The 20736-nt window shown below is 53.7% G+C and carries 21 protein-coding genes and 1 pseudogene; 17 read left to right on the forward strand and 5 right to left on the reverse strand.

The window, feature by feature from the left end:
* The first annotated feature begins 7 nt into the window (after nucleotides 1-7).
* The 3 genes from HS105_04835 (at nucleotide 8) to HS105_04845 (ending at nucleotide 2354) form a co-directional block, all read left to right on the forward strand.
* Nucleotides 8-244: an acyl carrier protein gene (locus HS105_04835; protein ID MBE7515926.1), complete on the forward strand. Its 237-nt coding sequence runs from the start codon at nucleotides 8-10 to the stop codon at nucleotides 242-244.
* A gap of 65 nt (nucleotides 245-309) precedes the next feature.
* Complete coding sequence (gene fabF / locus HS105_04840; protein MBE7515927.1) at nucleotides 310-1551, forward strand: beta-ketoacyl-ACP synthase II; 1242 nt, start codon at nucleotides 310-312, stop codon at nucleotides 1549-1551.
* Between the two features lie 26 nt (nucleotides 1552-1577).
* On the forward strand, nucleotides 1578-2354 hold the full coding sequence (locus tag HS105_04845; protein ID MBE7515928.1) for an electron transfer flavoprotein subunit beta/FixA family protein: 777 nt from the start codon (nucleotides 1578-1580) through the stop codon (nucleotides 2352-2354).
* 197 nt (nucleotides 2355-2551) lie between these two features.
* Here the strand turns inward: HS105_04845 and HS105_04850 are convergent, their stop codons facing one another.
* Nucleotides 2552-4033: a hypothetical protein gene (locus tag HS105_04850; protein ID MBE7515929.1), complete on the reverse strand. Its 1482-nt coding sequence runs from the start codon at nucleotides 4031-4033 to the stop codon at nucleotides 2552-2554.
* A 248-nt stretch (nucleotides 4034-4281) separates the two neighbouring features.
* Here HS105_04850 and HS105_04855 point away from each other — a divergent pair, with 248 nt between their 5' ends.
* Nucleotides 4282-5253, forward strand: coding sequence for an electron transfer flavoprotein subunit alpha/FixB family protein (locus HS105_04855; protein ID MBE7515930.1), 972 nt, complete (start codon nucleotides 4282-4284; stop codon nucleotides 5251-5253).
* Between the two features lie 81 nt (nucleotides 5254-5334).
* On the opposite strand, the gene HS105_04860 is transcribed toward HS105_04855, so the two are convergent.
* Nucleotides 5335-6693, reverse strand: a complete 1359-nt coding sequence (locus HS105_04860; GenBank protein ID MBE7515931.1) for an aminotransferase class III-fold pyridoxal phosphate-dependent enzyme — start codon at nucleotides 6691-6693, stop codon at nucleotides 5335-5337.
* A gap of 235 nt (nucleotides 6694-6928) precedes the next feature.
* Between HS105_04860 and HS105_04865 the strand changes: the two genes are divergently transcribed.
* A complete protein-coding gene (locus HS105_04865) occupies nucleotides 6929-8938 on the forward strand; it encodes a thioredoxin domain-containing protein (protein MBE7515932.1) in 2010 nt (669 codons plus the stop codon).
* Nucleotides 8939-9011: 73 nt separating this feature from the next.
* Here the strand turns inward: HS105_04865 and HS105_04870 are convergent, their stop codons facing one another.
* On the reverse strand, nucleotides 9012-9305 hold the full coding sequence (locus HS105_04870) for a hypothetical protein (GenBank protein ID MBE7515933.1): 294 nt from the start codon (nucleotides 9303-9305) through the stop codon (nucleotides 9012-9014).
* Between the two features lie 244 nt (nucleotides 9306-9549).
* Nucleotides 9550-9840, reverse strand: coding sequence for a hypothetical protein (locus HS105_04875; protein ID MBE7515934.1), 291 nt, complete (start codon nucleotides 9838-9840; stop codon nucleotides 9550-9552).
* 344 nt (nucleotides 9841-10184) lie between these two features.
* Between HS105_04875 and HS105_04880 the strand changes: the two genes are divergently transcribed.
* From HS105_04880 to HS105_04935, 12 genes and pseudogenes are all read left to right on the forward strand, one after another.
* Nucleotides 10185-11435, forward strand: a complete 1251-nt coding sequence (locus tag HS105_04880) for a GGDEF domain-containing protein (protein MBE7515935.1) — start codon at nucleotides 10185-10187, stop codon at nucleotides 11433-11435.
* Nucleotides 11436-11475: 40 nt separating this feature from the next.
* Complete coding sequence (locus HS105_04885; GenBank protein ID MBE7515936.1) at nucleotides 11476-12879, forward strand: MBL fold metallo-hydrolase; 1404 nt, start codon at nucleotides 11476-11478, stop codon at nucleotides 12877-12879.
* A 436-nt stretch (nucleotides 12880-13315) separates the two neighbouring features.
* Nucleotides 13316-14125, forward strand: coding sequence for a PilZ domain-containing protein (locus HS105_04890; GenBank protein ID MBE7515937.1), 810 nt, complete (start codon nucleotides 13316-13318; stop codon nucleotides 14123-14125).
* A 147-nt stretch (nucleotides 14126-14272) separates the two neighbouring features.
* The gene (sucD, locus tag HS105_04895) at nucleotides 14273-15157 is read left to right on the forward strand and encodes a succinate--CoA ligase subunit alpha (protein MBE7515938.1); all 885 of its coding nucleotides are present in this window, start codon (nucleotides 14273-14275) and stop codon (nucleotides 15155-15157) included.
* A 13-nt stretch (nucleotides 15158-15170) separates the two neighbouring features.
* Entirely contained in the window at nucleotides 15171-15395 is a 225-nt protein-coding gene (locus HS105_04900; GenBank protein MBE7515939.1) for a DUF433 domain-containing protein, read from the forward strand.
* Nucleotides 15392-15748: pseudogene (locus HS105_04905) on the forward strand (DUF5615 family PIN-like protein). The gene HS105_04900 and the pseudogene HS105_04905 overlap by 4 nt, the downstream one beginning before the upstream one ends.
* A 349-nt stretch (nucleotides 15749-16097) precedes the next feature.
* Nucleotides 16098-16370, forward strand: coding sequence for a hypothetical protein (locus tag HS105_04910; protein MBE7515940.1), 273 nt, complete (start codon nucleotides 16098-16100; stop codon nucleotides 16368-16370).
* 22 nt (nucleotides 16371-16392) lie between these two features.
* On the forward strand, nucleotides 16393-16809 hold the full coding sequence (ndk, locus tag HS105_04915; protein ID MBE7515941.1) for a nucleoside-diphosphate kinase: 417 nt from the start codon (nucleotides 16393-16395) through the stop codon (nucleotides 16807-16809).
* 128 nt (nucleotides 16810-16937) lie between these two features.
* Nucleotides 16938-17888, forward strand: a complete 951-nt coding sequence (locus HS105_04920; GenBank protein MBE7515942.1) for a DUF4190 domain-containing protein — start codon at nucleotides 16938-16940, stop codon at nucleotides 17886-17888.
* Between the two features lie 19 nt (nucleotides 17889-17907).
* A complete protein-coding gene (locus HS105_04925; GenBank protein ID MBE7515943.1) occupies nucleotides 17908-18429 on the forward strand; it encodes an NADH-quinone oxidoreductase subunit I in 522 nt (173 codons plus the stop codon).
* 9 nt (nucleotides 18430-18438) lie between these two features.
* Entirely contained in the window at nucleotides 18439-19062 is a 624-nt protein-coding gene (locus HS105_04930; GenBank protein MBE7515944.1) for an ImmA/IrrE family metallo-endopeptidase, read from the forward strand.
* Nucleotides 19062-20369 (forward strand): SpoIIE family protein phosphatase, encoded by a 1308-nt coding sequence (locus HS105_04935; protein MBE7515945.1) that lies wholly within the window; start codon nucleotides 19062-19064, stop codon nucleotides 20367-20369. The genes HS105_04930 and HS105_04935 overlap by 1 nt, the downstream gene beginning before the upstream one ends.
* Nucleotides 20370-20438: 69 nt before the next feature.
* Here the strand turns inward: HS105_04935 and HS105_04940 are convergent, their stop codons facing one another.
* Nucleotides 20439-20696, reverse strand: coding sequence for a hypothetical protein (locus tag HS105_04940; GenBank protein MBE7515946.1), 258 nt, complete (start codon nucleotides 20694-20696; stop codon nucleotides 20439-20441).
* Between the last annotated feature and the right edge of the window lie 40 nt (nucleotides 20697-20736).

The following is a 20736-nucleotide window of genomic DNA, read 5'->3' on the forward strand; positions in this document are numbered from 1 at the left end:
AGAAATTATGTCGGAAATACAAGATAAGATCAAAGAGATCATCGTTGATGAATTGGGTGTAGATGAAGCCGAAGTTACCGAAAATGCTCGGTTCATTGAAGACCTTGGGGCAGACTCGCTTGATCTTGTGGAACTTGTGATGCGTTTCGAAGAGGAGTTCGATATCGAGATACCGGACGAAGAGTCTGAGAAGATCCAGAGCGTACGGGACGCTTACGCGTACGTCGAGCAGCATAAGGCGTGATCCGCCTCTGACCACAGCGGGCCTTAATTCATCAATTATTGTCTCCGCTAAGGTCTGCATTTACTATGAAACGTCGGGTGGTCGTAACAGGGCTCGGGTTGGTTACCGCGATCGGCAACAGCGTCGGACAGGCGTGGGATGGCTTAATGCGCGGTGCCAGCGGAGCCGATTACATTACTAAATTTGACGCATCGAACTTTCCCGTGCGCTTTGCGTGCGAAGTGAAGGGCTTTGACGCGTTGGATTTTCTCGACAAGAAAGAGGCGCGCCGGATGGGGGCCTTTACGCATTTCGCACTTGCCGCCTCAGATGAGGCAGTAAAGTGCAGCGGCTTAAAGATCGACGAGACGAATGCCGGGATGGTCGGAACCTATATCAGTTCCGGTATCGGCGATTTCTGGGCGATCGAGCGTGAGCACGAGAAGCTGCTTACTTCGGGGCCTGATCGAGTTTCGCCGTTCTTTATTGTTTCTGCGATCGTAAATCTTGCTTCCGGAAATGTTTCGATCAGGCATGGCGCAAAGGGTCCGAATTCGGCGACGGCAACCGCGTGTTCTGCGGGAGCACACGCTATCGGCGACAGTTTTCGCCTCATTGAGCGCGGTGATGCTGATGCGATGATCTGCGGCGGGACGGAGAGTGCGATCACTCCGATGTCGGTTGCGGGCTTTGCGTCAATGCGGGCTCTCTCGACGCGGAACGAGGATCCGCAGCACGCATCAAGGCCGTTTGACCTCGAGCGTGACGGCTTCGTCATCGGCGAAGGCGCCGGCTTGATGGTGCTCGAGGAACTGGAATTCGCAAAACGGCGTGGGGCGAACATCCTTGCCGAGATCGTCGGTTATGGTATGAGCGGCGATGCGTTTCACGTTACGATGCCTGACGAGACGGGCTCGGGAGCCGTTCGCGTGATGCAGCGTGCCTTGAGCGATGCGGGTATCGAGCCGCAGCAGATCGGCTACATTAATGCACACGGTACATCAACGCCGTACAATGATAAGTTCGAGACGCTTGCTATCAAGAAGGTCTTCGGCGAACACGCATACAAGATACCGGTTAGTTCGACAAAGTCAATGACGGGGCATGCACTTGGAGCGGCCGGCGGCCTTGAAGCTGTGTTTTCCGTCAAGTCGATCATCGAAAAGAAACTTCCGCCGACGATCAATTACGAATTCCCCGATCCTGACTGCGATCTCGATTATGTGCCGAATACGGCCCGCGAAGCCGAGGTCGAGTATGTGCTCTCGAATAATTTCGGGTTCGGCGGTACCAATGCTTGTTTGATATTCAAGCGGTTTGACGAGTAGCGTTAGCGGCTGAGCAATTAAGTTCTATGAAGATCATCGTTCTAATGAAGCAGGTCGCCAATAAGGATGCGGTCCTTCGCATCTCGGGCGACGAAAAGTGGATAAACGAGACGGACATTGCCATGCAGACAAATGAGTCTGACGGCTATGCACTCGAAGAAGCCTTGCGAACGATCGAGGCGAAGGGCGAAGGCGAGGTCGTCGTATGCACGCTCGGCCCGCAGAGTGCAAAAACAGTTATCAAAGACGCTCTTGCGCGCGGTGCGAACCGCGCGATACATATCGTTGCTGAGAACAGCCGTGAACTGTCGTCCTATCAGATCGCAAAGGCCATCGCGGATGCGATCCGTGATGAGAATGCCGATCTGATCTTTTCGGGTCTTCAATCCGATGATGCGAGTCACGGCCAGACGGGCGTGATCCTTGCGGAACTGCTCGGCATTCCGCACGCGACGATCGTCATTGAGCTTGACCGCACAAGCCTCGGCGACACGCTCAGGCTGAAGCGTGAACTCGAAAGCGGCTGGTATCAGTGGTTCACCTACAAGCTGCCCGCACTTCTGACCATTCAATCCGGCATCTCGCAGATCCGTTATGCATCGCTAAAGGGCATCATGGCGGCAAAAAGTAAAGAAGTTCGCGAGGTAACACCGCAGATCGAGGCGTTCGCGTCGGCTGCGGCGGTAAATAGGGTTTATATGCCGCTCAAAACCAAGCAAACGCAGATCCTCGGCAACGGCGACGCAAAAGCAGGCGCCGTCGAGCTGATCGAAAAGCTTCGAAATGAAGCTCGCGTCATCTGAGCACGGACCTTGCTCTAAAATGAGAAGAGGCTGTCGGAAAGTGTCATTCCGGCAGCCTTTTTCTTGTGATCTTCGGCGTGAGCTACTTAGTCGAGGGTCTGTAAGCCGATCGCGGCCTGAGTTATCCGCCCTATTATGCCGTTCAAAAAAAGAGGCCGCCTTTTCAGACGGCCCCTGTTTCATTGCCGCTGCCGCGTTTACGGATTTGTTTGCCGATACGCAGCGGTTGCGGGCTGATCTGTCGCCGTACCCCAGGTCGGCGAACTGTACGTCGAATACGCTCCGCCGCCGCTGTTGCTGAGATACCAAACACCGGTTGACGGGCGGAACACCGCAAAATCAGTCATCTTGTCACCGTCATAATCAGCAGGCTGCGGAATATCGCCGTTGAGTCCCCACTGGAATGAACGTACGGCAGTTGCTCCCGGTGCATTTTGAACATTCAGTGAGCTTGCAAGGTAATACCAGAAGCCTGTTGACGGGCGATAAACGGCGATGTCGCTTCTTGCGTCACCGTCAAAGTCGCCTGACACGATCCTGTCGGTCGAACTGCCGAACGGAACGCCCATCGCACAGATCGGCGTGGAAGTTCCGCAGCCGTATTCAAAGCCATACCCGAAATTGCTGTTACGGATGAACCAGCGATACGTTCCGCCGACATTGCGGACGACAGCAAGGTCTGATGACAGGTCGCCGTCGAAATCGCCCGTTACGGGAACGTCGCCGTTCGCACCCCATTGTCCGTAGAGCATCGTATTCGTCGAACTCAGCAGAATATAGACCGTTGCATCCGACGGACGCCAGACAGCAACATCGCTTTTGCCGTCCTTATCGTAGTCGCCCGGGATCGCAATATCGCCGTTCATTCCCCACGGCTGATAAGTAACATTCGTCTGTGGTGAGGTCTGGCTTGTCGAGTAGAACCATTGGCCTGTTGTCGGGCGATACGTACTGACATCGGTGCGGCCGTCGCCCGTGTAATCGCCCGCAGTGATGATGTCATTGCTGAGGCCGAAAAGCAGCGAATTCGTGCCGCCTGCGGAATTCAAAACGTTCCATGTCGTATCGGACGAGCGGAAGAACGTCGGGTCGGCCTTTCCGTCGTTCGTGTGATCGTAACCTGCCTCACGGCATCCCGTTCGATACGTGAGCTTATATGTGTACGAGCTGCATACCCCCGTACCTGCGGACGCGACGCCGTGAACGACGATCACGAACGACGCTCCTGCCGCGACCCTAAAGCTGAGGGTGCCGGTTCCGACAGTACTGAAACCCGGCTTACCGATAACGTTAGTGTTTGTGCTGGCTGGGTTAAATGACGAATATGCATCGACCTGCGTCGAGTTGTTCGTTGTACCGCCGCACTGGGTCATATCGTACTCAACCGTCACGCATACATCCTGGCCGGTCGGATTCGTATAGTTGTACGCGTCATAACTGAATGTACCTGAAATGGGAGCTGCCGTCGGCGCTCCGCCGGTACAACTGGAAGGCACGCCGTCGCGGTTGATACGGCCCGACATCGTAGCATCGCCTGCGGTGATCGAACCTGTAACAACGACCGGCGATCCGTTCGGCTGGCAGACATATTGACCTAATGCCGACTGGCTGCCGCCGAAAAGCATCGTTACAAAGCCAAGCAGAGCCGTCGCTCGTTTGGCAAGATCTCTAAAGTTCATGATCTCTCCTCCAAATGACTCAGGATCGTCTCCTGATGGGTATAGTAGTTAAAATTCCGTTGTTCAGCCGGCGTACAGCCTCTGACATTAGCCTGTTCAAACGCGCAATATCAGTCTGAAAATACTCCTATTTGCGGGCTTTTACAACTGGATTTGCACGTTTATTCCGTGGGCATGAGGTGCTGCTTGGGTTGGGCGTTCGCAGTTGGCAATAACCGGCCTTTTTGCGATAATGCTTACTTACATTTATGAGCCGGATATTAGTTTTTATCGAGCATAACAACGGAGTTCTTAACAAGACATCGCTTGAGGCCATCACTGCTGCTCAGGCGATCGGCCGCGAGCTCGGGCTTAGCGTTGCGGCGGTGATCCCCTGCGGCGGCGATGCACCGACGCAGGAAATCGCTCAGTACGCACTGGAAAAGGTCCTTGTTGCAAAGAACGACAAGCTTGCGACCTACACGCCTGATGCTTACGCGGATGCGTGGGAAGCCGTGATCAAGGCCGAATCGCCGCAATTCGTCGTTATGGCGCACACATATCAAGTGCGTGATTTCGCTCCGATGGTTGCAACGCGCTTTGGCAGAGAACTGGTGGGCGATTGCATCCGCTATCGCAACGACGGCGGTACTCTCGTTCTCACCCGACGGATATTTTTGGGTAAACTTGATGCAGATGTTACGATCGGCGGCGACGCTCCTTACTTCATTACCTTCCAATCGGGAGCGTTCCGCGGTGACGCTGCGGAAAAGGGAAATGCCGCTGTCGAGGAAATGGACGTTGCCGTTGGCGATGTTCGGATGACGCCTGAAGCGCCGTTCCAAGAGGCTAAAGCCGCTGTCGATCTTACAAAGAGCGAGGCGATCGTTGCGATAGGCCGCGGTATCAAATCGCAAGAGAACATCGCACTGGCACAGGAACTCGCCGATGTTCTCGGTGCCGACCTTGCGGCATCACGCCCGATATGCGACAGCGATTGGCTCCCGATCGACCGCCAGATCGGATCGAGCGGACAGACCGTCTCGCCGAAGGTCTATATCGCTCTCGGTATTTCCGGTGCCATCCAGCATATCGTCGGAATGAAGAATTCCGGCACGATAGTCGCGATCAATAAGGACTCGGAGGCACCGATCTTCGATATTGCTGATTACGGCATCGTCGGCGACCTGTTCGAGGCGGTTCCGGTAATGATCGAGGAGATCAAGAAGGCAAAAGCGTAGGGATCGCTGTTCGGCCCCGAACAAATTAAAAGGCATGGGAAACTGAGCGTCTCCCATGCCTCTATTGCATCTGCGGCCCTTTCAGATCGAGGCGGCGATGGCCTCATCAAAGATCTCAAGCGCGACGTCGGCGTTCTCCTTGGTAAGGATAAGCGGAGGCGAGAAGCGGATCGTGTTGGTTCCGCAGCCAAGTATTATCAGCCCGCGCTCGAAACATGCCATTTCGACACGGTCGCGAAGCGCTGCATCCGCAGCCAGCGGATCATCACCGGAACCACTGACAAACTCGACACCGAGCATCATACCCAGGCCGCGAACATCGCCGACAACGCTGTATTTCTCCTTAATTTTATTGAGCCCTGCTTCGAGATACGCCCCGACCTCGCGGGCATTATCGACAAGCCCGTCTTCGAGCAGTTCGATGGTCTTTAACGCGGACGCTATTGCGACAGGGTTGCCTCCGAATGTTGATGCGTGAGCACCTTTGTGCCAGTCCATAATATCCGCACGAGCGGTACACGCCGCAACCGGCAGGCCCGAGCCTAGTGCCTTCGCGATGCAGATTATGTCGGCCTTGACGCCTTCGTGATGATCGAGAGCGAACATCTTGCCTGTGCGGCCCATTCCTGACTGTACTTCGTCAACGATCAGCATGATGCCGTTCTCGGTGCAGATGCGGCGAAGTTCCTTTACGAATTCCTTAGGTGCCGGCACGTATCCGCCTTCGCCCTGGACCACCTCGAGGACGATGCCCGCGACCTCGGCGGCCGGCGTTGTTGTTTCGAAGACCTTGTTGAGCCAATTAAGGACGTCTCGTGTAACGGCTGCTTCATCGGCGGGGCGATCGGTGACGAAGTGGCGAAACTTGTTTGGATACGGAATGTGCACCACATCGAGGGCCTGACGCATAAAGCCGAGCCTCTGCGCCTTCTTCGAAGACGTAAGTGAGAGCGCTCCGAGCGTTCTGCCGTGGAACGAACGTTGGAACGCGATGAACTTCTGCCTGCGTGTATGGTACATCGCAAGCTTTAGAGCCGTCTCGATCGCCTCGGCACCCGAGTTCGCAAAATGGGTTTTTGTAGGTCCGTCGATCGGTACGATCTCATCAAGCTTTTTTCCGAGAGCGGGCATATGGCGGTAATAAAAGTCGGTGCCGCAAAAATGCAGCAGTTCATTCGCCTGTTTTGTTATTGCTGCGACGATCTCCGGATGGCAGTGTCCTGTCGAGCAGACGGCCACGCCGGCGTTGCAGTCGAGGAACGTATTGCCGTCGGCGTCCGTTATCCAAACGCCGGAGCCATGGTCGGCAACGAGTTTATAATCAGGCCGAGGGTAACTCGGTGTAACATATTGTTCATCCGCATTTACGATCTCAAGGGCTTTCGGGCCCGGCAGTGCGGTCTTTATGACCGGACGCCGAAGTTCTGTTGATGGTGTCATTGTGATATCTCCTAAAATGGTCAATGGCGGACGTGCGCCGCGTGTCAAAAAGGCTCGGATGCCGCGATCAGCGTCCCGATCGCAGACTCGGAGGAGTTAATCACCCGCGAAAAGATCCGCGCGTTGTTTGATGGGGCGCAACTTTGAGAGGCAACGCGGTGTCATAATGGTATGCCAAGTTTAGCAGACCTCAGCAGTGTTTCAAAGATTCGGCCCGCCGTGAAACAATAGCTTTATGTCAAATGAACAGACCTTCAGCAATCATCTGGCGGGCGAAACGTCGCCTTATCTGCTTCAACACGCGCACAATCCGGTTGACTGGTATCCGTGGGGCGAGGAGGCGTTCGAGAAGGCGCGCGCCGAAGATAAGCCGGTGCTCGTATCTATCGGTTACTCGGCGTGCCATTGGTGTCATGTGATGGAGCATGAGTCGTTCGAGGATAAGGCGACCGCCGCAATAATGAACGAGCATTTCGTCAACATCAAGGTCGATATGGAAGAGCGGCCGGATATCGATCAGATCTATATGAACTTCGTCCAACTGACAACGGGACGAGGCGGCTGGCCTATGAATGTATTTGTGCGGCCCGACAAGAAGCCTTTCTTTGGCGGCACCTATTTTCCGCCAAGCCCGCAATACGGAATGCCGTCATGGAAGCAGATACTGCTGAGCATTGCTGATGCCTGGCACGAAAAACGCGGCGAACTTGACGAGTCGGTCGAACGGATCGTAAGCGAGCTGCAAGCTCTTGCCGCTACCGGGCCAAGCGGCAGCGTGTCGAACGAACTGCTCGAACGGGCATTCGCATCTTTCTCGAAGAGTTTTGATCAAAAGAACGGCGGTTTTGGCGGCGTACCGAAATTTCCGCAAGCGATGTCGCTCGAGTTCTTGCTGCGTTATCATCACCGCACGGGCGACAGGCACGCGCTTGAGATGGTTACGCGAACACTCGACAAGATGGCACGCGGCGGCATTTATGATCAGCTCGGCGGCGGATTTCATCGCTATTCGGTCGATACGGTTTGGCTGGTGCCGCATTTTGAAAAGATGCTTTACGATAACGCCTTGCTTGCACGTCTCTATCTGCATGCTTTTCAGGTTACGGGCAAGGGCCTTTACAAGCGTGTTGCGGTCGAGACGCTCGATTATCTGGTCCGTGAGATGCTGGATGAGAGCGGCGGCTTTTATTCATCGCAGGATGCGGACAGCGAGGGTGAAGAAGGGAAATTCTTTGTCTGGACTAAAGAAGAGATCGAATATGAACTCGGCGCTGAAGCAGAAAGATTTTGCCGAGTGTACGGCGTTTCGGCGGAAGGTAACTTCGAAGGCAAGAATATTTTGAACTTGCCCGGCGAAGAAAGCAGTGAACGTGAGGTGTCGGAACTCGGTACAGCGCGGCTCAGACTTTTTGATCTGCGCGAAAAGCGTGTAAAGCCGGGCCGCGATGAAAAGGTGCTGACCGCGTGGAACGGCCTTGCATTGGCCGCCTTTGCGGATGCGGGCGGTGTGTTGGGAAGAAGTGATTACCTTCAGGTCGCAGAGCGCAATGCGGAATTCATACTTGGCCGATTGAAACGTGACGGCAGATTGCTCCGCACATGGAAGGGCGGAAAGGCGAAGCTTAACGGCTATATCGAGGACTATGCGAATGTTGCTGACGGCTTGCTCGCACTATCCGAAGCGACGGGCGACCTAAGCAAAGTGAATGCGGCAAAGGAGTTGGCAGAGGTGATGCTGACGGAATTTTGGGACAGGGACTCGGGCGGCTTCTTTTTCACATCGGACGATCATGAAGAGCTGATCGTTCGGAACAAAGACCTTTATGACAACGCGACGCCTTCCGGGAATTCTGCTGCCGCTGATGTGATGCTGCGGCTCGCAAAACTCACCGGTGATGAGCGTTACGATCGTTATGCCGTAACAACGCTGCGGATCGCCTCGCCGCAGATCCAAAAATATCCGCAGGCATTCGGCCGCTTTCTCTCCGCTATCGAGTTCCGCTTGGCCGGCACTAAGGAGGTCGTTGTGATCGGCCCGCCGGCGAATGAACTTCGAACTGCCGCAATGAGCCTCTACCTGCCGAACAGCGTACGCATTTTTGCTGAAGCTTCTGTTGATGAGATACCGCTGCTGAGCGGTCGCAAAATGATCGACGGTAAAGCGACAGCCTATGTTTGCGAGAATTTCGTTTGCGAGAGGCCGGTAACGGATATTGATGAATTCAAGAGCCTGCTTGGAAGGTAACCGAAATGCAAAGAGGCCCGAACATTTTGAAATGCCCGGGCCTGCTGGTCATGTGGTAAGGACGAACGAGAGGCTACTTCTTCTCTTCTTTCTTCTCTTCTTTCTTCTCTTCTTTCTTGGTCTCACCGGCCTTCGACTCGTCCTTCTTCGCTTCGTCAGCCTTGCTGCCGGTAACGCTACTCGCAGGAGCAGCCGTTGCAGGCGAGGCAGGTGACGTCGTCGTCGGGGTTGCTGGGTGAGTTGCCGCCGGGGTTGCCGGTGCTGCATTCGCGGGCTTCGCATTTGCGTTGTTAGCAGGTGCTTCGCCGCAGGCCATTCCGAGAGCCCCAACAGCCAACAAGGCTGACAGAGCAATGATCTTTTTCATAACAATTAGTTCTCCTGTTCTTCTCAAAGAATTCTTTCTGACTCTTCCTCAACCGGAAATATGCAAGCATCATTCCGGCGTTCCTAAGTATTTTTGGGAACATTCGACAATATATTTATCTTCACGGTACAAGTCAACCCCGCACGGTGCAAAAATTTGATATTTCCGACAGATTCAGATACAGGAAAAAAGGCACCTTGCCTTTCGACAAGGTGCCTTTCCTATCGAAATATCGAAAGATCGACTATTTCTTTTCCGGAGCGGTCTTATTCGCTTCCTCTTTCTTGGTCTCACCGGCCTTCGACTCTTCCTTCTTCGCGTCGTCAGCCTTGCTGCCGGTAGCGTTGCTCGCAGGAGCAGCCGTTGCAGGCGAGGCAGGTGACGTCGTCGTCGGGGTTGCCGGAGTTGTCGTCGCGGGGGTTGCCGGTTTAGCATTCGCGGGCTTCGCATTTGCGTTGTTCGCGGGTGCTTCGCCACAGGCCAATCCAAGGGCGCTTACGCCCAAAACAGTTGCAAGAACAATAACCTTTGTCATTTTATTTAAGACTCCTATTTTCTCAAAGAATTTCGGTAACCTGTTTCCAGGCCGCCCGGCTGATCGAACACAGCCGTTTTGCCCTGAACTCTTTCTTTTTCAGGGCAAATTGGAGAATAGGTATTACGAAACCATTTGTCAACCTAAAATGCACCAAAAAATGCAAAATTTTCAAACTATTTTTCGGGGCTAAAATGGCCGGTTTTGAGCCCTTGCGATATCTCCTAATGTGTGCACGAGACAAGAGAAAATCGTTGACCCATTGCACGGCAAAAAGCTATCATCGAAGTTGAAGGTGTTGCTTCCCCCCCCTTCGCTTCCTTCCTGCCCGCAGTCACGTTCAAATGAGCAACTTCCCGATACCGCGCAGTGCGGCCCAAGATCAATGTAAGCACCGACTTTCAATTGCCGTTTCGGCGATAGTTGTCGTTGGAGTATTTGCCCTCGGTAACGCGACTGTCGATACGACGATCAAAGGGCTGTTGTTCTTTGCAGTGCTCGCCGGCTACATCGTCTTCCTGACGATAAACCAGCGAGTACATCCGTCGCTGCAGCCTGACGATCTGTCGCCCGATGAAACAGAAGAAAGATTGTCTGTTCTCGAGGATGCTGTCGCATATTTCGGCAGTTCGCTGGAAGTGTCGGAGATATTTCGCCTCGTTGCCGCTCGGATGAAAGACCTTGTATCGTTCGATGCGGCTTTGCTACTCAGCGTAGATACCGGCTCGGATAACCTGAGCCGCGTATGCTGGGAAGGCGAATCGCTCGCACAAACGGATAATTTCGAAGTTGAGTTCGGAGCAAGCCTGGCAGCGGTTTGCGCCGCGAGCGGTGCGGTTCGTCAGTCGAGTTCATCGGGGTCAAATGCCGAGACAGGGATTGGCGGTTCAGGATCTCGCTTCTGCTCGACCGCGGCCTTTCCGCTGAAGCAGGCAGGCGAGGTCGTCGCGGTCGTACAGCTCTTCTCAACGGATCCGAACCATTTAGGCCAATGGTCAGTACCAATGCTTGAAGCGATCGCTGCTCGCGTCGCTCCCATCGCCGGAAGATCAAAAGCCGCTGAGCTCAATACGGCGGCGGCTTTGACTGACCGCCTTACGAATCTGCCAAACGAGCGGGCATTCTACACAGTGCTTGAGACACAGGTCGCCGAGGCACACAGGAATCGAAATGAACGAACCGTATCGATCCTCGCTATCGACATAAAGTATTTCAGCGATGTGAACGAACGCTTCGGCCATACTTCCGGTGATCGTTTGCTTAGCTTCGTTGCCGGAGAATTGAAACGTCAATTGCGACAGATGGATCTTCTGACCAGGTCGGTCGATGATGAGTTCTTGGTTACGCTGCCGACGGCGACCGAGTCGGTTGTAAGCGAGGTCGTCGAACGATTAAAAGCGGCCTTTGCCGGACTTAGATTTGATATAGATAGTGAGCAAAGCATCACGGTTCCGTTGAATTTCGGACAGGCGACCTTTGGCATCGACGGCGAAGATGCCTCGAAGCTCCTTGCGGTCGCGCGGAGTCGAAAGGACGGTTCAAAGGCGGACCTGACATCAAAGGTCATTTGGTTCCCGAGAGATTCTATTCGTTGACAGCAGCGAAGCGGCCGGCTCTGTGGTACATTCGTGATGTATGGCGAGTGTTACATTCTACGGAGCAGCGGGTTCGGTTACGGGGTCAAAATATCTGCTTGAATGCAACGGTAAGAAGGTTCTTATCGACTGCGGACTCTTTCAGGGCGAAAGAGAACTGCGCGAAAGGAATTGGAATGATCCTCCGTTCGCCGCGAGCGAGATCGACGCCGTCGTACTCACGCACGCTCACATCGATCATACGGGATGGCTGCCGCGGCTTGTGAAACTAGGCTACAAAGGGCGCGTTGTGACCTCAAGAGCGACGGGCGACCTCCTGAAGATACTTCTTCCCGATTCTGCACGGCTTCAAGAGGAAGAGGCAGACTATCGTAACCGTCACGCATTGACTCGGCACGATCCGGCGCTGCCGCTATACGATGAAGCAGATGCGCGGGCTGCGTTGGAATTGCTTGATACGGTGCCGAATGACGGTATCGCCTGGGACCTTTGCGAAGGCTTTACGGCAAGTTTCAGCGTTGCCGGGCACATAATGGGTGCAAGCGAAGTGCTCGTCGAGATGGCGAACGCACGGCCCGACGGGTCACCCATACGATTTCTCTTCTCGGGCGATCTCGGCCACTACGATCAGCCGATCATTAAAGACCCCGCGCCGCCGCCGGTTTGCGACTATATGATGTGCGAGTCAACCTATGGGGACCGCTTGCACGAGGATACGAACAGCGAGACAAGATTTGCGGAGATAATACGCGAGGCCGCAAGGCGGCAAGCCCCGATCTTGATCCCGGCATTTGCCGTTGGGCGTACACAAGAGGTGCTTTATATGATCCGCGAATTGGAAGAAAAGGGTGCCATCCCGATCCTTCCGGTGATCGTGGACTCGCCGATGGCCTCGCAAGCAACGCAGGTTTATAACCGCTGGCACGAGGAACACGATCTGGAATACGCGTCGATCCTCGCTCGGAAGAAGCATCCGCTTAGGACCGCTGCGATGTCAACCGCCTCGACCAGAGAGGAGTCAAAGCATCTCAATGATATGAAGGGCGCGCGCATTATCATTTCAGCCTCGGGCATGCTTACCGGCGGCCGCGTTCTGCACCATGCAATGCGGATCCTGCCGAATGAAAATGCGACGATCATTTTTGTCGGCTATCAAGCTGCCGGCACAACGGGGCGTCGTGTCGTTAACGGCGAGCGTGAGGTCAAGATAATGAAGAATTGGGTTCCGGTGAACTGTCACGTCGAGCGTATCGACGGCTTTTCGGCTCATGCCGACTGGAAGGGCGTGCTGCGTTGGCTAAGCGGACTGAAAACTGCACCGAAAACGATCTTTACGACGCATGGCGAGCCGGAAGCTGCGGAAGCAATGGCGCAGCATATACGCGATACCTTCGGTTGGACGGTAGTCGTTCCTCAATATGATCAGACGATACAGTTGGCGTAAGCGGCGATTCGATCAAAGTCTTGATAACGCTGCCCGATCTGGTCCGGACCGGGCGCCAAACAAGCTTGAGTTTCCGCTCTCAATCATTATCTAATTTGAATGGTGGCTTTCCCGTAATCAGCCTCGTTTCTTGTAGTAAAGAGATTTCTCCGCACCGGAGCCGACAGTGATCATCGTTCGGGTGTTTCGCTGTGTATCATGCTTTGCGTCCGGCGGAGCCGATATATAAAACCATAACTTATAATTGATGAAAAATAGGAAGAATACCCCACGTTCTGCCGGCTCAGATGCGGTTGATAACAAAGAAAATATGATTGATGCGTCAACTTCTACTGACCGGGACTTCGACGGGCCGAAGGCCCCGATTCGTATGACGCCATCCGGTGTTGAAGCGAGACAGCACGAGCGTTCCTCCAAACAGGTGGCAACCATAGTGATGTATCGCGAAAACGATACGGAAATAACCCGTGAAATGACGGATGTTTCCATTGTCTCAAAGAACGGAGCTTCACTGATCCTGTCAAGACGATGGCCCATTGGAAGACTTCTTTCGCTTGTAATGCAGATGCCGGACGAGCTCCGTGTTTACGATCACGGAGCGGATGTCTATCCCGTTATGGCGATCGTGCAGAACTGCATCGAGTCCGATCTCGACGGAACTCCTGTCTTCCACACCGGTGTCGCGTTCATCGGCAAGATACAGCCCGAGAGTTTTAAGGCGGACCCGACGCAGTGTTATTACATAACGGGTCTTGATGAGACCGGCCTGTGGCGGATCAAAGAATCGGAGAATGCCTTTCACGCCAGGAAGCACGCGAGATTTTGGCGGCGTGTCCCGGTTACGATTGCGGTCCGTGATGAGGCAACACGGACATCCCATAAGGCGGAGCTTTTCACGCGTGACATCAGCCGCGGAGGCCTGGCCGTCTGGGGGCCGCTTGACGTAGCGGTCGGAGACCGCGTGAAGATCAGCAGTAAGGATCATGATTTCTACTCAATGGCTGTTGTAAAGGGGCGCAGTGAAGGACGCAGGGAAGGCGACCCGCCGTTGATACATTTGCAATTTGACGGTTATGAGTTTCCGGTTACTAAGTTCGATGTGCCTAACTCAATGCCTAAAGAAGATAGTCCTGAGATCAAAATAAAGGCCCCTGTCCCCATCATCGAAGCGAAAGAACCCGAAGAACACGGTCAAACCGACGCTTCGTCGGGCGATCACGCCGTGGATGAATTCGTTAAATTCTAGCTGCGGAACCGCAATTCAGCATTTCATAGAGACGCACTTTTGATGATGCGGCCGTGGCCAGAAATTTCGCGCGCGTCTTCGACACCGAATAGCTCTCTGTTATACTCTTGCTTGTTTTAACGATCTCGGTTTTTAGGAGAGGATAGCTTGGCAATTCTGGTCAATAAAGATACGCGCTTGATAGTACAGGGCATCACCGGCAAGGAAGGCACATTCCATATGCTTCAGATGCGGGATTACGGAACGAACGTCGTCGGCGGTGTTACGCCGGCAAAGGGCGGAACGACGCATGAAGGCGTGCCGGTATTCAATACGGTCGCCGACGCTGTAAAGGAAACCGGAGCGAACGCATCGGTGATCTATGTGCCGCCGGCATTTGCCGCCGACGCGATCATGGAGGCCGCCGACGCGGGGCTGCCGCTCGTTGTGTGCATCACGGAAGGCATTCCCGTCGCGGATATGGTCAAGGCTAAAGAATATCTCGGCTCGCGTTCGACGAGGCTTATCGGCCCGAACTGCCCCGGAATCATCTCGCCGGGAAAATGCAAGATCGGCATTATGCCCGGGCACATCCATAAGGAAGGCAACATCGGCGTCGTTTCGCGTTCCGGTACGCTCACTTACGAAGCTGTCGGCCAATTGACCGCCCTCGGCCTCGGACAATCGAGTGCGATCGGCATCGGCGGTGATCCTATAATCGGCACGACGCATACAGACGCACTGAAACTGTTTCAGGCAGATGACGAGACCGATGCTATCGTTATGATCGGCGAGATCGGCGGAACCGCTGAGGAAGATGCGGCGGCGTACGCAAAAGACAACGTTACAAAGCCGATCGTTGCATTTATTGCAGGCCAAACCGCCCCGCCCGGCCGCCGCATGGGCCACGCCGGTGCGATCATTTCGGGCGGCAAAGGAACCGCAGCCGAAAAGATGAATGCATTGACCGCCGCCGGCATTCGTGTAGTGAATTCGCCTGCAGATATCGGCCGGGCGATTGTCGAGGTTTTAGGCTCGGGGGCAGCAGCATAGTGAGGTTTGATCTATGAACGAGCGAATAACCGTTGATGCCAAAATACATTTTGCAAAACCAACGGTTGCTGGCACAAGAATAACAGTCCAGAATGTGTTGGAACTCATCAACGAAGGGCTTTCGTTCGATGAGATCAAGCGAGATTTTTATCCTGATCTGACCGATGACGATATACGGGCTTGCGTTGATTATGCGATCTCGCTTATTTCAGCGGAGGACATCAGAATCAGTGCATGAAACTTCTTCTCGACCAGGATGTTTATGATGTGACTATTTGCTTCCTCAGTGAGTTTGGTCATGATGTTCTAAAGGTCTCAGAACTGGGAATGGCCACCGCCGAAGATGAAGAAAACCTTCGCAAAGCCGCAGAATTGGGGCGTATTTTTGTAACCTGAGATAGAGATTACGGTAATTTGGTATATATTCGTAAAATTCGTGTTGGGGTTGTTTATCTACGGATGCTTCCGTCGAACCGTAATGAAGTACATAGTGAACTTGACCGAGTTCTAAATAGCTATACCGAGGACGAACTGCGAAACGCGTTTGTTGTCATCGAAGCCGGAAGGCATAGATTTCGACGGATTGTTTAGTCGAGGTGAGCTATGAAATTATTGTATCGATCGGTTGTTTGATTGTCCTTGCTTTTTGTGTGAATGCATAGTCGGTCAATACATCGAAATTGACAGGGACGATTTATGATTCTAATGGGGCTGTAATACCAGACATAACTGTTGAGGTGAGGAAACCTGGCGACGGAAATAAAAAACTTGTATCACCGCCGGGACGTAACGGGCTGGAGAGTGCAAGTTTGCGAACAATTGTTTAGGGAGCTGGATTTGATTTGGGCGGGGTCCATAACATCGTAAAGGGTATTCTTTTGGCTGCGATGTTTTTTTATTCGCTCTGGTGGCGTCTGCTCAAGAACGATCGCAGATCTGTGTGGTTGTACTAGACGAATACGGAGCCTCGATCCCAAAGTCTAAGGTTGCCTTTATTCCTATTTCAAGGTCTGCATCGCAAGGTATGGTCGAACTTATTGCAAATGACGAAGGCAGGGTTGATACCGAGATGGTGAACGGGGTCTATAAGATAAGGATCAAGGCTGATAGTTACAAAAAGGTGATACTGAAAGATCAACGGGTGCCGTTTGCTTCACAACAGTGTATCGAAGTTAAATTAAGGTCGGCGATCCCGCCGCATCCGATCACATAAATTTGGAAGACTAGAAGATTAAATGAACAACTTAACATTTGGAATAATTAAGCCCGATGCCGTTCGGGCCGGGAAACAAGGGCAGATAATTTCACGCATTCTCGGTGCGGGTTTTGGTATCCGCGGAATGAAATTGATACATCAGACGCGAAAGCAGGCCGAGGGTTTCTATGCCGTGCACGCGGGCAAAGGTTTTTTTGATGAACTTTGCGACTTTATGTCGTCAGGGCCCTGCATTGTGATGGCGCTTGAGAAGGATAATGCAGTGCCGGCATGGCGTGAACTCATGGGTGCGACAAATCCGGCTGAGGCTGCTGAGGGCACCATCCGCAAGGATTTTGCGACCTCGATCGGCGAGAATGCCGTGCACGGTTCCGACTCCGATGAGAATGCGGCGATCGAGATCGCGTATTTTTTCAGTAAACTTGAGTTGGTTTAGGCTGAATGAACGTGGTTCCGGTTCCGAAACAGCATCGATGGCGGATCGGCGGCCTTTTTTCGGCGGGCAAATGGGTGTAGAATACATTCGATTTTCCAAACCAATTTTGTCCGTGAACGTGTAAATCTATGAAACGATGCCCTACGTGCGATAAGACCTTCGAAGACTCGATGCGGTTCTGCCAAGTTGACGGCACTTCGCTTGTTGATGATGCTCCGGTGTTCGATCCGTACGCGACTATCGTCGCCCCTGCGGGCATTCCCGTGGAGCCTAAAGATACGGTCGAGCCGGAGACACCGGCGATCGATCCGCTTGAGGCCGCAACTGCGATCGCGCCTTTTCCTGAGGTCGAGAAGCCGATTGCCGAGCCTGAGGAGATGCTTGAAATGCCTGAAGCGGCAGATCCGCTCAGGACGATGTACATCTCCGAGTCCGAGATCCGTCAGAGTATGGATGCTGCGGCGAACGATGATGTACAAATGGAGGTGCCTGATGCCGTTCCGGCTCCGCCTCCTTTCATAGAAAGTTCGGTCCCGACCAGTCCGCCGCCGCCGCCGTCGCCTTTTGCCCCGCAAAGCAGCACACCGATACAGGCTCCCGGCGATAATTTTGAAACGGCAGAAAGCCTTGGTACTTCGCCGGTTCAGTCAGTGGCCGTAGAGCCGCCTGCTCCGCCCTTTGTGGAGGATGTCGCTCCGCCGATGATCGTGAATGAACAGCCGCAGCCGCATGTCGAAGCGGCGCCGCCGCCTTTCCCGTATCCGCAAAAGGATCCGGTTCCGGATGCCGGTCAGATGATGACGCCGACGTCAGATACGGGTGCGGTTCAGAGCAAAGGCCTGGCTTTAGCCTCAATGATCTGCGGTATCTTGAGTTGTCTTTGCTGCGTTTCGATACTGACCGGGCCGGCCGGTGTGATAATGGGCTTTATGGCCCGCGGAAAAGCAAAGAATGATCCGGTTAACTATGGCGGTGCCGGGCTTGCGCTTGTCGGAATGATAACGGGCGTTCTCGGGTTTATCGGCAACATTATTGTTGTTATCCTGTACATAGCAGGCATTCTCGCCGTCAAGTTCTAGGGAAGGTGGTTGTTTGGTTATGGCTTTAGTCTCGGATGTTATCGGCTCGACGATCGCGGTCATCAAGGGTATGAAACGTACGCTTGAGGAGATCCCGCGAAAGAAATGGACGGTGCAGTATCCGGATGTACCCGTTACTGTCCAGCCGCGTTATCGCGGTCAGCATCTCCTTCACGTCGATGAGAACGGCAAGGAAAAGTGCGTTGCCTGTTATCTATGCGCGGCGGCCTGTCCTTCCAACTGTATTTACATCGAGGCCGAAGAGGATCCGCGTCCTTACGAGGAGCGGATCGGCCGCGACGAGCGCTATGCTAAGGTCTATAACATCGACTACGGCCGCTGCATTTTTTGCGGCTACTGTGTCGAGGCTTGCCCAAAGGATGCGATCACGCACGGCTATAATTTCGAGATCTCGGTTTACAGCCGCGCCGACCTTTTGAAGACCAAGGATGATCTGCTCATTACCAAGCAGAAGCAGCAGGACAGTTATCGCGTTGCTCTTTCCGATGAAGAGGTCGATTCTGAGTATAAGGTCGTTTAGCCGAGGGATGTGAATTTCGACAGCTATCCGCCAACCGATAAAGGCCGCAGGTACGAATTACGTGCCCGCGGCCTTCGTGAATTTGCGGGACTCCGCAGCGATGCCGAGCGGCTCGATCCGTTCGAATTGGCACGCTACGCGAACCTGCTTATTGTGTCGCTGGATCAGATCAAAGGGTTGAGTGAAGCAGCGAGAGAGCAGCTTCTGGGTGCCGGAAAGGACGATTGGTCGGGCGGAGCCGCGTCAAAGGTGCTGCCCGACGGGCGCAAACTGATAATACTCAACCCGACGCACGGTTCCAACCGCCACGCGGCAACGCTTATGGAAGAGATCAGCCATGTGTTCCTCGGCCATAAGCCGAATGAACTCGCAGTAAAAGCATCGGACGGCTCGACAGCAAAAACCCGCGACTATGATCACGCGATCGAAGAAGAGGCGTATTCCACCGGTGCTGCGGCGCTCGTGCCCTACACCGGACTTCGACGCATGGTATTTGAGGGCAAAACGATACGTCAGATCGCAAGGCATTATGGCGTAAGCTCCGCTCTCGTCGAGTTTCGCATTAAGATATCACGCCTTTGGAAGGAATATTCTGAGAACGTATTCAGCGGCGACAGTCCGCAAGGTGTATAATGCCGCTTTCCCTTACGCGGATGGAAGGATCTGACAACAATTTCTATGACGATGAGCGGCTTTCGCCTATTGATAAGCTGCGGATGCTGCTTGATATCACAAAGACGATCAGCCGCTCGCTCGACCTCGATGAGGTGCTGAATCTCGTGATGGATACGCTCGGATCGCTCCTGCCGTACGATGCTGCGGGAATTTATCTGATCGATATCAGCACCGACCCGGCAAGCCCTTACATCTTCAAATCAAAGGCTATTAGAGGCTATCAGCTCAGTTTCGACCTGATCGAACCGCGGCTAAGGCTCGGCGAAGGCTTTCTCGGCACGGTTGCGCAAACGGGCAAACCGCTGATATCACCGAACGTTGCCGAAGATACGCGATATTTCGCCGCGAGGGAATTGACGCGATCGGAAATGCTCGCACCGATCATTTCAAATGACAGGGTAATCGGTGTGTTCGACCTCGAAAGCGATCGGTTGAATGCCTATGACGATGACGACCTTCAAGTCTTGCAGATGCTAAGTTCGCAGGTAGCTATCATCATAGAAAAGGTAAGGCTGCATGACGAGGTCGTCGAAAAGAAACGCTTGCAGGCCCAGCTCGAGGTCGCACGCCAGGTTCAGCTTGAACTGCTGCCCGCGAATGACCCTGTTGTAAAGGGCTTTGATGTGAGCGCTTACATCTTTCCTACCGATGAGGTCTCAGGAGATTATTACGACTGGGTACAGGTATTTACCGATCAGTTCGGTATCATCGTTGCGGATGCAGTGGGCAAGGGGATACCTGCCGCCTTGCTGATAGCGTTCCTGCGTGCTTCGCTCCGGTCGTGCGTTCAGATCGGTTACGCTCCGCATATCGCGTTATCTAAGGTCAGCGAGCTTCTTTGGGACTCGATCGAAGACAATCAATTCATAACAGCCATCTACGGCCTTTTGGACTCGACCAACCGCACCTTCGTATTCTCGAACGCGGGTCACAATCCTCCGCTCCTGATAAAGCCTGACGGTGAATATCGCTTTGTCGAGTACGGCGATACGCCGCTCGGGATGTTCCCGAATGCAAAATATCACCAGCATTTCATACGGTTCGAGATCGGGCAGGTAATGGTCATTTACACCGACGGCATTACCGAAGCAATGAACCCGAACGGTGAGGAATACGGTCGGGATCGGCTCGTCAGCCGAATTCTGGAGGGCATCGACCTGCCGTCACGCCGGCTTATCGATCATGTGAGGAAAGGCGTGGCAGATTTTTCGGAACAGTTGGTTTTGCCCGATGATGCGACGCTGTTCGTCGTAAAAGCCGTCTAAGAAAGCCGAAAGGTGCAGTGCACTAGGCACCACACCTTCCGTGCGTCTTCAGTTGTCAGGAAAAGTGAACTAATGCGCCGTGTGTGAACAATGGACGGTATCGCCGCCCGGAACGACCGGAGTCCTGTAGTCGCCGTACTTAAATTTATTGTTCCCCGTCGAGAACGCATAGATATCAAAGCCGTACGCGTCAAAGAAATCGGTCAACTCACCCGTTCGGTCAAGATACAGCGATTCGCAATAGCCTGACTCCACGCGTATCTCAAGCAGCCGCTCGACCACCTCGAGCGGGGCAAAACATTTATCGGGATCGCGAAACGTCGCCATAATTCCCACCGGCAGCCGCAGCAATTGCCGCGACACTTGT

It is taken from the genome of Chloracidobacterium sp. (genome assembly GCA_015075585.1).
Taxonomy (GTDB): domain Bacteria; phylum Acidobacteriota; class Blastocatellia; order Pyrinomonadales; family Pyrinomonadaceae; genus OLB17.

What these genes read in the sequence shown, in the direction of transcription:
- HS105_04935 (MBE7515945.1), top strand. Translation starts at nt 19,062, where the DNA reads ATGCCGCTTTCCCTTACGCGGATGGAAGGATCTGACAACAATTTCTAT.
- fabF (MBE7515927.1), top strand. Translation starts at nt 310, where the DNA reads ATGAAACGTCGGGTGGTCGTAACAGGGCTCGGGTTGGTTACCGCGATC.
- HS105_04860 (MBE7515931.1), bottom strand. Translation starts at nt 6,693, where the DNA reads ATGACACCATCAACAGAACTTCGGCGTCCGGTCATAAAGACCGCACTG.
- HS105_04925 (MBE7515943.1), top strand. Translation starts at nt 17,908, where the DNA reads ATGGCTTTAGTCTCGGATGTTATCGGCTCGACGATCGCGGTCATCAAG.
- ndk (MBE7515941.1), top strand. Translation starts at nt 16,393, where the DNA reads ATGAACAACTTAACATTTGGAATAATTAAGCCCGATGCCGTTCGGGCC.
- HS105_04885 (MBE7515936.1), top strand. Translation starts at nt 11,476, where the DNA reads ATGGCGAGTGTTACATTCTACGGAGCAGCGGGTTCGGTTACGGGGTCA.
- HS105_04865 (MBE7515932.1), top strand. Translation starts at nt 6,929, where the DNA reads ATGTCAAATGAACAGACCTTCAGCAATCATCTGGCGGGCGAAACGTCG.
- HS105_04835 (MBE7515926.1), top strand. Translation starts at nt 8, where the DNA reads ATGTCGGAAATACAAGATAAGATCAAAGAGATCATCGTTGATGAATTG.
- HS105_04850 (MBE7515929.1), bottom strand. Translation starts at nt 4,033, where the DNA reads ATGAACTTTAGAGATCTTGCCAAACGAGCGACGGCTCTGCTTGGCTTT.
- HS105_04870 (MBE7515933.1), bottom strand. Translation starts at nt 9,305, where the DNA reads ATGAAAAAGATCATTGCTCTGTCAGCCTTGTTGGCTGTTGGGGCTCTC.
- HS105_04880 (MBE7515935.1), top strand. Translation starts at nt 10,185, where the DNA reads ATGAGCAACTTCCCGATACCGCGCAGTGCGGCCCAAGATCAATGTAAG.
- HS105_04900 (MBE7515939.1), top strand. Translation starts at nt 15,171, where the DNA reads ATGAACGAGCGAATAACCGTTGATGCCAAAATACATTTTGCAAAACCA.
- HS105_04890 (MBE7515937.1), top strand. Translation starts at nt 13,316, where the DNA reads ATGTATCGCGAAAACGATACGGAAATAACCCGTGAAATGACGGATGTT.
- HS105_04940 (MBE7515946.1), bottom strand. Translation starts at nt 20,696, where the DNA reads ATGGCGACGTTTCGCGATCCCGATAAATGTTTTGCCCCGCTCGAGGTG.
- HS105_04875 (MBE7515934.1), bottom strand. Translation starts at nt 9,840, where the DNA reads ATGACAAAGGTTATTGTTCTTGCAACTGTTTTGGGCGTAAGCGCCCTT.
- HS105_04845 (MBE7515928.1), top strand. Translation starts at nt 1,578, where the DNA reads ATGAAGATCATCGTTCTAATGAAGCAGGTCGCCAATAAGGATGCGGTC.
- HS105_04920 (MBE7515942.1), top strand. Translation starts at nt 16,938, where the DNA reads ATGAAACGATGCCCTACGTGCGATAAGACCTTCGAAGACTCGATGCGG.
- HS105_04855 (MBE7515930.1), top strand. Translation starts at nt 4,282, where the DNA reads ATGAGCCGGATATTAGTTTTTATCGAGCATAACAACGGAGTTCTTAAC.